This window comes from Alteromonas sp. MmMcT2-2, assembly GCF_022348305.1.
Taxonomy (GTDB): Bacteria; Pseudomonadota; Gammaproteobacteria; order Enterobacterales; family Alteromonadaceae; genus Alteromonas; species Alteromonas macleodii.
The window spans coordinates 117,283-128,054 of the sequence record NZ_JAKRFA010000010.1; the positions used below are offsets into that span (position 1 = coordinate 117,283).

Consider the following 10,772-nt stretch of genomic DNA (forward strand, 5'->3'; position numbering starts at 1 on the left):
GATAATGACAGTATGGCTTAGTGCAGGCATTATTTTCACTCTACTTTCTGTAGCCTATATTTTGTTTAAATGGGGCAACATGAAAGTGGTCGGCGTAACGCCAGTTAGAACCTTTACCTTTATTGCCATTCTCTTTACCTCAGGTTTGGACGTGGGCCTTATTATGTTCCCGCTCACTGAATTTGCTGGTTATGCTGACATAAGCGCAAGTCCTGAATATGCCTTCACCAATCCGCTCGCCATTGAGTTTGGGTTTTGGGGATTCTTAATTTGGGGATTCTACTTTCTTACTTGTTTTTATTTCTGCGTAATCGAACCGAAAGTAAAGTTCTTCGAGCTTCCGGTTGTTAAGTTCGTAAACAACGTTGTAATCATCGGAACCTGTGCTTTCACGGCGTTTCTACTGCTGTCTAACCTTCCGTGGTATTTACCGTCGATAGGCGACGGAGAATCTGTCGTGCCTGCGTTCTACTTGATCGTGTTTGCAGCCATTGCTTTTGCCGTATATTCGAGCACTAGCATTAAATACGTGCGTATTTTAAGCCTTACAACCACATGGGTATTCATCGCCCTCATTGTTGGCATGTGGGCGGCAGCATTTGTATTTGGCGAAAGTCAGATAACGGCTTATTTTACCAACCTAGGTCTTATTGGCGGGTACTTTGCGAACATCGATAACTTCGTATTACCCATTAATGAGTATCACGAGTTCTATCTATTCTGGTGGTTCAGCTGGAGCATCATGATTGGTCAGTTTACGTCTCGTTTCGTGGGCGGTCTTAAAACTTATCAAGTCATGTTGGCTATGATGGTCATTCCATCTATCCCGATTGCGGCTTGGTTTTCAGTACTGTACCACTATCACAGTGCCGGTATTCCTACTGAGGGGATAACCAATTTAGCCATGGTGTGTGTGGGTGTCGTCTTTGTGATCAACTCACTTGATTCACTGATTAGACTTTATACAGATAATCTAAACATGACCGTTGAACGCATCGGTAAAGGCAATTACATTGCTCTCAATATCGTGGCGCTTTCGCTACTCACGCTGCTGTTCAAACTAGACTTCTTGCAAATTCAGTGGGTGGGTGCGTTAGTTATCGCTATCTTCTTTAGCTGCTTTGCTTTCATTCTAAGTCAGAAGTTTAAATCGGTGACGGCCATCAAAACATCGCCGAAAGAAAACAAAATCGACTTTACCAAGATAGAAAATCTCAACTAATTAAATCAATCACTTCTTACCTTCTTAACATTGGCTCACTTTGAGCCAATGGGGGTAAGTGTTGCCCGAAACCGGCGTAAAAGCGCATTAACTAGAAAGCGGGCCAAATAAAACAACGATAAAAACAGGTGTTTAACAATGAAAAATTTGAATTCTTTTTTTACATCCACGCATATTTTCACAGTGGCTATTGTCGCAGCGTTATATTCTTCAGCTTCATTCGCTGATTGGAGCGCCAATATCTCTGCGGTTTCAGATTATACCTTCAACGGCGTTAGCCAAACGCAAAACGACCCTGCACTACAAGGCGGTGTTGATAAAGCATTTGATAACGGCACTTATGCAGGCACGTGGGCATCTAATGTAGATTTTGGTGGCGATACAAACCTTGAATGGGATTTTTACGTGGGTCGTTACCAAATGCTAACCGAAACGGTGAGTTTGGACTACGGCATCGCTTATTACTCTTATCACGGTGGCGATGATTCAAGTGATGGCAATTACCCAGAGGTGTATACCAAGTTTGGTTATGCCAGTGACTACGGTAGCTCAGAACTAAACTTCTGGTACACGTGGGATTACTTTGGAACAGGCGCAAAACACGCTATCGCAATGGTTGCTCATACCTTTGAACTCGCCCCCAACCATCATTTACGTGCAAGCTTTGACGTATCTAACTCACTAGACAGTGACAAGTGGCTGTGGAATGGTGATGACACCTCTTTCTACCACTACCGTTTGGCTTACCAAACGAGTTATGAAGGATTTGATTTCGAAATTGCTGCTGAAAACACCAATCTTGATTTTGATACCGCCGATGAGCGCATTGTGTTTGGTGTATCAAAAACCTTCAGCTTCTAAACGTTGAATTGGAAAGTGGTTCTTCAGAACAAGAGCCACTTTCCTTAGCAAATGCTATGCGTGCTCGCACTACACTGTTTCAACTGTACTCGGTCAATTTAACTTAGCGATACGACGGTTAAAAAGTCCACGCAACAAAACGACTCAATTTACTTCCCTGTCCCATATCAATCACTTTACACTGCGCAGCACCGTAATAATCAATACTGGTTTTAATTGGTTTCAAATGGGCACTCTTCGACACCAAGCATGTGAACCATTCTACATTGTCTTTTACAGAGACACTCTCTTTAACCATTCGCTGAATAAAGGCAAGTTCACCGCCTTCGCACCACAGTTCATTCGCTTGGCCCGCAAAATTCAAGTTTGCGTCCTTACCTTGGTAAGCGGCATTTTTACCTTGTAGCTTGGATGTACGATGCCCAAAACCTTGCTCACGATTATCGGTGAACTTCGCACCACTTCGTTTCTGTTTATTGCGGATTAAATTAGATGTTTTCCTTCGCGTGCCTGACAGTGCCTCTTGCGCAGACTTATGAAACGGAGGATTGCACATAGTAAACGTAAATCGTTCATTTGCTTCAATCACGCCGTTGAAAATACTTGCTCTATTCGCTTGTTTACGCACTTGGAATTTATGGGCTAACACACTGTTTTTACTAGCAATAGCTTTAGCACTTTTTACTGCGACGTCGTCAACATCACTCCCTACGAACGACCAGTCATAGGATGTAACGCCGATAATAGGATAGATAGCATTTGCGCCCACGCCTATATCAAGCCCACGAACGTTTTGATCTTTCCCCTGTTGACTCTGCTCACCCTGCGCACTGCTGCTCGTTGATTTTAATAAATCAGCAATACCGTGGATATAATCTGCTCTTCCAGGTACAGGGGGGCATAAGTAGCCATCAGGAATATCCCAATATTCAAGGCGGTAGTAGTGATGAAGTAAGGCCGAATTAAGCACCTTCACCGCTTTTGGGCTGGTGAAATCTATACTGGTATTGCCGCTTTTAGCACGAACGAGAAAAGACTTGAGCGCTGGGTATGTCTGGCACAGCGTATCCATAGGATAGCCGTTCTTGTGAAGATTTTTTGGGTGCATGAAGCGCTACTTTTTGTGTGAAACTAAGAACTGGGATTGCACGTTTTCATCGAGCAACTGGGCACCGCTACCTTGGGCTGCCACTTTATCGTCGGTATTGTAAAGCCTACAGCGGTCTAATGACAAACACCCACAGCCAATACAGCCTTCTAACGACGTCTTCAAACTGGTCAGCGCTGCAATTTTTGCTTCGATATGCTGATTAAATACCGTGCTTAATTTTGTCCAATCAGCTTGTGTTGGCGTTCTGTTGTCTGGAAGTGTAGACAACAGATTCTTTATCTCAGAAAGGGAATACCCCATATTTTGCGCAATCAAAATAAAGGAAACTCTGCGAATGACAGAGCGAGGAAATGCTCTATTTCCGCCATTTGTGCGCACAGAAGGAATTAGCCCTTCGTTGGCATAATAGCGAATTAATGAAACAGCATTGCCAGTACGTTTAGCAATAAAGCCAATGCTTACCATAGGTTCTGGTGCCATAACGCCCCCTTTTCCAATTTCGAAATAGCGGGTAAAAAACGCTTGATCTAAAGTAAGCTTTAGATATTAAGCTGTTTTTCGTTGATTATCTACACAAGGAAAAACACATGACAACTGCATACTTAGAGCACGCGAATATCACCGTTGAAAACCCAGATGAGCTAGCCAGCTTACTTTGTACGCTATTTGGTTGGAAAGTACGGTGGAGCGGCGGCGCCAAAAATGACGGCTACACGGTGCACGTAGGAAACGATAAAGACTACCTCGCCCTTTACAGACCTAAAACTATCAATGATATAGAAAGCGATTATAAAACCCTCGCCAATATCAACCACATCGGTATTGTTGTGCCTAATTTAGACGAAACAGAGCAGCAGGTTTTGGCACTTAATTTCAATACTTTTAACCATGGCGATTATGAACCAGGTAGACGCTTTTATTTCATGGCTCAGCAAAACATAGAGATTGAAGTCGTTTCATATAACTAGGGCTATCAGGTGATACGCCTAGCTGAACTTTCAAATTTAGTGTTAGATTAACGTTACCTCACTCGTGCGCGTTTTACTTTGTATCTTTCTTTGCTAGGTTTGTTTACTAAAAATGAACGCGCACTGTGGTCATTTTAATAATAATAGACAGGAAACATTGATGAGAAAGTTACTAGCGATAAGTTTAGGTTTAGCAATGTTATCCCTATCGGCAAACGCATGGGCGAATAACATTCTTAGTATGAAACAGCGAAGCGAGCTGATTGACAAGATCACCGTTGAACGCTTCAATTCCGTGCTGCCCAAAATTATGGAGCGTGAAGGCATCGACATGTGGGTGTTAATGTCCCGGGAATACAACGAAGATCCCGTTTTAAAAACCATGTTACCTTCTACTTGGATCTCCGCACGACGTCATACCATGCTAGTCATTTATAACCCCGGCAATGGTCAACCGCTAGAACGTTTGGCCGTTGCAAGATATGCGGTAGGATCACTATTTAAAAAAGCGTGGGATAAGGAAGCACAACCCGACCAGTGGGAGGCATTGAAACACATTATCGAAGCCCGGAATCCCGCTAAAATTGCCATTAATACGTCTGATTCATTTGCACTCGCTGATGGCATGACCTCTACCGAGCACAACAAATTTATGGCCGTACTTCCTGAAGCGCTGAAAAGCCGCGTTGTAAGTGGCGAAAGACTCTCAATCGGTTGGCTGGAAACGCGCAGTGACCTTGAAATGCAATATTATCCGGTACTTACTCAAATTGGTCATTCACTGATAGCAACGGCATTTTCAAATGAAGTTATAACCCCTAACGTGACAACTACAGACGATGTGGTGTGGTGGCTGCGTGATCAAACGCGCGCTTTAGGGCTGACCAACTGGTTTCATCCTACTGTCTCAATTCAACGTAAAGACAGTGAAGTCTTCGACCAAATTACCGCGTTTAGCAAGCGTCCTGGTGAAAACATCATTCGGCCGGGCGATCTCATTCATGTCGATTTCGGCATTACTTACCTTCGACTTAATACTGATCAACAGCAGCATGCTTACGTGTTAAAGCCTGGTGAAAAAGACGCGCCAGCTTCACTTAAGGAAGCACTTAAATCTGGAAACCAGTTGCAGGACATTCTGGTCGGTAATTTTAAAGTAGGCAGAACAGGTAACACTATTTTGAGTATGTCGCGACAGCAGGCTATCGAACAAGGCATTACGCCCGCTATTTACACCCACCCGCTTGGTTTTCATGGGCACGCGGCAGGTCCAACGATAGGAATGTGGGATGCACAGGAAGGAGTACCAGTTCAAGGTGACTATCCAGTGTTTGCACAGACGGCTTATTCGATAGAACTCAATGCAGCAAGCTTTATTAAAGAGTGGAACAAAGAAATTAGAATTATGCTGGAAGAAGATGCATTTTTTGACGGTCAGTCAGTAACCTATTTAGATGGCAGGCAAACTGAGTTTCATTTGATTCATTCAGATGAAAACCAATAACTATAGGTGGAGCGTTACTCCTATTTTAAGGCCTATACGAAATGAAAAAACTGAACGGTGCGGCTAAAGGTTGGCCGATGCGAGAAGACTTACGTAGAATTAAATCAAGCGAAACGTAAAGTGTCAGGCCTTTCGCCCTTTCAAGCGAAAGGCCATGAAACTGTACTAAATATTAGCAGTAGGTTGCTATCCTAAAACGCAGTCTTATTCAGCAGCAGTGCGAACAACTACGTTCTCTACACTGTATTCGCGAACAAAATCAGACATTGTTTTGTGGTTACAAATAATGTTCTCACCTTCCAAACCAAACTTCGCTAGTGCCGCTTCTTTACCTACTGAAAGCGCTTCTAGACAAGCCTGTGACGCAACATCTTGGTTTTTAGCAACAAGTGCTACAGTTTTCGCGTTTTCAGTCGCCTTGTTGTTTTTGTACATGTAAGCAAAAGTGCGAAGTGATTCGCCGTTGCAACGTACAGATGCACTGAACTCTTCTGCGTTAAAACCTTTTGAACGGATAAGACGCAATGCAGGACCAAAACCATCTTCAGCAGCAGTTAAACATGCTTGTGTTTCGATGTTGTCGTTAATTGGCTTTAGTACCACATCTTTTGCGAAAGATTGAGTGGCAGCAACAGATAGTGTTAGAGCGATTGCGAAAGTAGACAGTTTCATTTTTGAATTCCTATTTTGTAACTAAATTAGATATCACCTGAGTGATGAATACATTATGAACAATACTTTCAAAAAATAAAGCATTTTTCGTAATTTAATTACATAAATAGCAAAATAAACAGACAGATCACGACAAAACTGAAAGTTATTTACAAAAACAAACATATTTTATATAAAATTTTACATATAAGTCTTTTTAGTTACAGAATGACTTCAGAAGGAATATAAAAAAGCGCGCATGGAATTGCTTTCAGCGCGCCTAGCTTTGTGAACGATATGAACTAAAATCGGACAGTAGAGTAATCTTAAAAGTTTAAAACTATAAAATCAGATCGTGCATCCAATTTAGTGAAGGCAACTGCTGCTCTGGTTGGTAAAAGAGTCGATTTAGTCTACCTAACAAATTAACTGAACGGCTGGGATCGTGCGCTTTAACCCTATGCTCACTTTCGGTTAGCATGAACTCCCAAGGCTGAAGATTAAGTTCGTCTACTTCTTCCTGCCTAACGCCCAGTGATTGCAATGTTGACAAAATTCGCTCCGTTTTACTTTCGGCAATAGGAATAATTTCGTTGCCGTATAAATCATCAAGCGGCGCATTGATAGCTTCTAACGTGTGATTTATTGCTGCCCACACTTCATCGTGGTCAAACGCCCAGCCTCGCGGAGCATAGTACCCCTCTATTTCCCACTCAAACTCTGCGTTGCTTACAGCAATAGAGCTTTCTGCTTCAGGAGAATAAGCTAGATCGGGTTTAGCGCCAATGTTGTAGGCGTCTACACTCATGGCGACGCAAATGATCAAATCACCACAATGTTGCTTGTTTGTGTAAAGTGCTTCAAATGCTGCTCGCTTAACCCCCATCCAACCGTGTACTCTTGAGGGTTGTTCAACAAAGTGTCTTACATCATCGGGTAAGTCTTCGCCATAGGCATTGATGAGCAAAGGAAGCGGATTTTGATCTGGCGCTTCGTCTGGCATCCACACTTCGTATTCTTGTCGGTTGTCAGCTTTTCCGCGACTTTTAATTCCGAAAGACAAATTCACAGGGCGGCAAATACTTCTATCTTCATCCACTTTGTGAAAATACTCAGATCGCATGCGTTTAATAAATGGCGCGTCTAGCCCAGCCAACGCTGCTGTTGGGTAGCGATAGCCTATTTCACTATGCTCTACCATATGTAACGTGGGAATAGCCTGAGTCAGCTTATTCTTCAAGCCCGACAACGCATGAACTTTGGGCAGTACAATGCTTCTCTCTGGTTCGATGGTAAGCCGACTCCCATCTTCGGTTACGAACTTTGGCGTTTTATGAAATTCATACCCCGTAAACCCTAAGGTATCTACAGCGGCGTTTCGATACTGAGAAAGCTCATTGAAAAGCGCTGTATGATTGCGAATATGCTTAAATAACGGTCTTGATGCGGTCATCTTCTCTCCATTTACGCTACTTCCATTAGAGCTAATTACACTTAGCGTTCTATGCGGCCAAATAATTACTTACCGTCTCATCTTTCTGACTGTTCTCACACAATACATCTATATGTGAAATTTACGCTCAACTGTGTGTAACGAATCTGTAACCCTCTTTTTGAGCTGTTTACCTTTAATCTCGCTTAGTTTTGATTTAAAAAGCGGTGCCAAATTTGTGCGCCAGCATCATCGTACCGTTTTACTAGATTACGATAGCGCTCACGCATGGCTACATCTGCAAGTGGCGATGGCAATAAGGGGTCAAACACCAAGTGGTATAACGCCCTGTCTCCTATCACATAAGATTCTTTGGTTGCTTCTTCAAGGGGTAAAGACGTTAATCGAGCAAGAGATTCCTCTATTTCGATGCATCCGTCTTTATAAAGTGCCTTTAGGTTTAGGTGGCTCCATAATCCCATCGCCCTGCTGTGTGCTTTAGTGTCAAAGTCGCTGGCACTAAACACGAGCGCCTTTTTCGATAAACCAAGTGTGTAAAGTTTGTCTCTTACTTCGCCTGCTCCGCCTGAGAAATTGTTCGGTCTGAGGTAAACGTCGTTTGTCAGCTTTCTCATCCCCAAAAGCTTCAGCGCTCGTTCATTATTTCTGAGCTGCTTTTTATCACTTTTAGGAAGCGCGCTGGTTTGAACGACAACCCAATCATTTTGCCAGGGCACAAGCCCATCTTCATCCTCTCGCCACTGATGAATTTCCTTCGCAAAACGAATGCCTTTGTCGCCCAGCTTGTAAAAACCGCGTTCAACCAAGGTAATAAGCTGTGCAGACTGTAAACGCGTGAGCGTCACTCGAATGTTATTTTCAGAAATACCAAACAGCGCCCCTACGCGAACAGCTGCACTGGCATTCATTTGAATATTGTCACGGGAGCCCAATAACTTTAGCAGTAGCTTTCTTGCATTGGGCTTTTTCTGTTTTTCTAATTGCAAACTCTATTTACTTCTTTGTCTCAGATAGGACGTAATTTTAATTAAAATATAAATTGGCTTAAGGCCAAACATATACGCATTCATCATTATATAAACACGCGCCGCGCACAAACATTACATAAAATACCAATTTACAACTATTTATGTAATGTTTTAAGGTAGTACTTGGGGATAGTGCTTTAACGTAGCCCTTTAAAGTAAAAGCCCAGTTCAAAGGTACACCTTGTATATTCACCAAGTGGAAATGCCATGACTTCATCAAATCGATTTGTTACGCACGTTGTAGAAAACCAACCCACCATTTCCACGCCCTACAATTTGTGGCGTGATGACACCTTACTGCGCGTATTAGTCGATCAGCATTTGCCATCATCCCACCAGCATGACGAAGGGTTATTAGGCCAGTATGGTCAAATCGCGGGGGATGCACTTATGGCTCACGGAGAGCTTGCTAATAAGAATAAGCCAACTCTCCACACATTCGATCGCTATGGCCGCCGCATTGACGATGTTGAGTTTCATCCCAGCTATCACGCGCTTATGGAAAGTGCGATGCAGCACAATGTACACAACTATTCGTGGAAGCATGAAGGCATTGAAGGCGCACACACCTTCAGGGCAGCGCTAATGTATATGCATTATCAGGCTGAGTCTGGCACGTCTTGCCCGCTGACTATGACCCACGCAGCTATTCCGGCCATGCGGTATGGAAAGCAGCTGCCACCCGTATACCTAGAGAAAACCATTAATGGTGTTTATGATCCTCGTTCCCTGCCAGCTAGTCAGAAACATGGACTGACCATTGGTATGGGGATGACTGAGAAACAAGGTGGGTCGGATGTTAGGCGTAATACCACTACAGCGGTTAAACAGGCTGATGGAAGTTACCATATCGTAGGGCATAAATTCTTTTTCTCAGCCCCCATGTGCGACGCTCATCTTATACTTGCGCAAGCCGAAGGCGGACTAAGCTGTTTTTTACTACCAAGGTTGTTGGAAAATGGTGCACTCAATAACGTGCGAATTCAGCGTTTGAAAGACAAGCTGGGTGACTGGAGCAATGCATCGTCTGAAGTTGAATTTCAGGAAGCCACGGCATATTTGATTGGCGAAGAGGGCCGCGGTGTGCCGGTGATCATAGATATGGTGTCGCTTACTCGGTTAGACTGTATGATTGGCTCATCAGCACTTATGCGACAATCACTGATTCACGCCTTACACCACGTAAGTCATCGCGACGCATTCAGCAAGACCTTAGTCAATCAGCCTTTAATGCAAAATGTGTTGGCAGACCTCACCATTGAATGTGCGGCTGCTACTGCACTCACTATGCGCGTTGCCAAAGCGGTTGATAGTGCATCGAGCGATAATCATGAAGCTGCACTGGCAAGGCTGGCCACCGCCATTGGAAAATACTGGGTTTGTAAACGCACGCCTATGTTTGTTAACGAAGCTCAAGAGTGTTTAGGCGGTATTGGTTACGTTGAAGAAAACCCCATGCCACGATACTATCGCCAAGCGCCTCTGAACTCTATTTGGGAAGGAAGCGGAAACGTACAATGTTTAGATGTACTGCGCGCACTCGCCAAAGAGCCCAATGTTAAAGAGGCTTTGTTTAGTGAGCTTAAAACACAATCAGGCAAAAACAGGCACTATGATATTCATCTTAGTAAGCTATTCGACGAGCTATCAAACACGCAGAATATGGAAACGCGCAGCCGATATTTAACAGAACAAATGGCGCTAGCGCTACAAGCATGTTCACTTCTTGCTACGTCACTTAATAACGACAACGCCCTTATCGACATTGCCCACACCTTCTGTGAATCAAGGCTTGGCAATGCATGTGGTTTTGCCTTAGGTACATTACCCGACACCACACCGTTTGAGAAAATTATTGCGTTTGGGCAGGTATCGTCTAGGGCCTGTATATGGTCTCCCCCATTATTGCAAGAGTAAACATGCTGTTTTGACTAAAATGGTTTGCGTCCGTATATCCGGCTTCTCGTTGAAGTA

The 10,772-nt window shown here is 43.6% G+C and carries 10 protein-coding genes; 5 read left to right on the forward strand and 5 right to left on the reverse strand.

Going from position 1 to position 10,772, the window contains the following annotated elements; genetic code table 11:
- The first annotated feature begins 4 nt into the window (after window positions 1–4).
- The gene (locus MHM99_RS08565; RefSeq protein WP_239218979.1) at window positions 5–1,222 is read left to right on the forward strand and encodes a BCCT family transporter; all 1,218 of its coding nucleotides are present in this window, start codon (window positions 5–7) and stop codon (window positions 1,220–1,222) included.
- A 138-nt stretch (window positions 1,223–1,360) separates the two neighbouring features.
- A complete protein-coding gene (locus MHM99_RS08570) occupies window positions 1,361–2,083 on the forward strand; it encodes a TorF family putative porin (RefSeq protein WP_014977124.1) in 723 nt (240 codons plus the stop codon).
- Between the two features lie 118 nt (window positions 2,084–2,201).
- Here the strand turns inward: MHM99_RS08570 and rlmF are convergent, their stop codons facing one another.
- Together rlmF and soxR are read right to left on the reverse strand one after the other, a co-directional pair.
- Complete coding sequence (rlmF, locus tag MHM99_RS08575; protein WP_239218981.1) at window positions 2,202–3,191, reverse strand: 23S rRNA (adenine(1618)-N(6))-methyltransferase RlmF; 990 nt, start codon at window positions 3,189–3,191, stop codon at window positions 2,202–2,204.
- Between the two features lie 6 nt (window positions 3,192–3,197).
- Window positions 3,198–3,674: a redox-sensitive transcriptional activator SoxR gene (soxR, locus tag MHM99_RS08580; RefSeq protein ID WP_239218983.1), complete on the reverse strand. Its 477-nt coding sequence runs from the start codon at window positions 3,672–3,674 to the stop codon at window positions 3,198–3,200.
- Between the two features lie 107 nt (window positions 3,675–3,781).
- Here soxR and MHM99_RS08585 point away from each other — a divergent pair, with 107 nt between their 5' ends.
- Both MHM99_RS08585 and MHM99_RS08590 read left to right on the forward strand, forming a co-directional pair.
- Window positions 3,782–4,162, forward strand: a complete 381-nt coding sequence (locus MHM99_RS08585) for a glyoxalase (protein WP_014979919.1) — start codon at window positions 3,782–3,784, stop codon at window positions 4,160–4,162.
- 160 nt (window positions 4,163–4,322) lie between these two features.
- Window positions 4,323–5,666 (forward strand): M24 family metallopeptidase, encoded by a 1,344-nt coding sequence (locus MHM99_RS08590; protein WP_239218985.1) that lies wholly within the window; start codon window positions 4,323–4,325, stop codon window positions 5,664–5,666.
- A gap of 204 nt (window positions 5,667–5,870) precedes the next feature.
- On the opposite strand, the gene MHM99_RS08595 is transcribed toward MHM99_RS08590, so the two are convergent.
- From MHM99_RS08595 to MHM99_RS08605, 3 genes are all read right to left on the reverse strand, one after another.
- Window positions 5,871–6,338 (reverse strand): hypothetical protein, encoded by a 468-nt coding sequence (locus MHM99_RS08595; protein ID WP_014979921.1) that lies wholly within the window; start codon window positions 6,336–6,338, stop codon window positions 5,871–5,873.
- 319 nt (window positions 6,339–6,657) lie between these two features.
- On the reverse strand, window positions 6,658–7,770 hold the full coding sequence (locus MHM99_RS08600) for a hypothetical protein (protein ID WP_014950290.1): 1,113 nt from the start codon (window positions 7,768–7,770) through the stop codon (window positions 6,658–6,660).
- A 185-nt stretch (window positions 7,771–7,955) separates the two neighbouring features.
- On the reverse strand, window positions 7,956–8,756 hold the full coding sequence (locus MHM99_RS08605) for a PaaX family transcriptional regulator (protein WP_239218987.1): 801 nt from the start codon (window positions 8,754–8,756) through the stop codon (window positions 7,956–7,958).
- Window positions 8,757–9,005: 249 nt separating this feature from the next.
- Between MHM99_RS08605 and MHM99_RS08610 the strand changes: the two genes are divergently transcribed.
- Window positions 9,006–10,715 (forward strand): acyl-CoA dehydrogenase family protein, encoded by a 1,710-nt coding sequence (locus MHM99_RS08610; protein ID WP_239218989.1) that lies wholly within the window; start codon window positions 9,006–9,008, stop codon window positions 10,713–10,715.
- The last annotated feature ends 57 nt before the right edge of the window (window positions 10,716–10,772 follow it).

What these genes read in the sequence shown, in the direction of transcription:
- rlmF (WP_239218981.1), bottom strand. Translation starts at nt 3,191, where the DNA reads ATGCACCCAAAAAATCTTCACAAGAACGGCTATCCTATGGATACGCTG.
- MHM99_RS08610 (WP_239218989.1), top strand. Translation starts at nt 9,006, where the DNA reads ATGACTTCATCAAATCGATTTGTTACGCACGTTGTAGAAAACCAACCC.
- MHM99_RS08595 (WP_014979921.1), bottom strand. Translation starts at nt 6,338, where the DNA reads ATGAAACTGTCTACTTTCGCAATCGCTCTAACACTATCTGTTGCTGCC.
- MHM99_RS08590 (WP_239218985.1), top strand. Translation starts at nt 4,323, where the DNA reads ATGAGAAAGTTACTAGCGATAAGTTTAGGTTTAGCAATGTTATCCCTA.
- soxR (WP_239218983.1), bottom strand. Translation starts at nt 3,674, where the DNA reads ATGGCACCAGAACCTATGGTAAGCATTGGCTTTATTGCTAAACGTACT.
- MHM99_RS08585 (WP_014979919.1), top strand. Translation starts at nt 3,782, where the DNA reads ATGACAACTGCATACTTAGAGCACGCGAATATCACCGTTGAAAACCCA.
- MHM99_RS08600 (WP_014950290.1), bottom strand. Translation starts at nt 7,770, where the DNA reads ATGACCGCATCAAGACCGTTATTTAAGCATATTCGCAATCATACAGCG.
- MHM99_RS08565 (WP_239218979.1), top strand. Translation starts at nt 5, where the DNA reads ATGACAGTATGGCTTAGTGCAGGCATTATTTTCACTCTACTTTCTGTA.
- MHM99_RS08570 (WP_014977124.1), top strand. Translation starts at nt 1,361, where the DNA reads ATGAAAAATTTGAATTCTTTTTTTACATCCACGCATATTTTCACAGTG.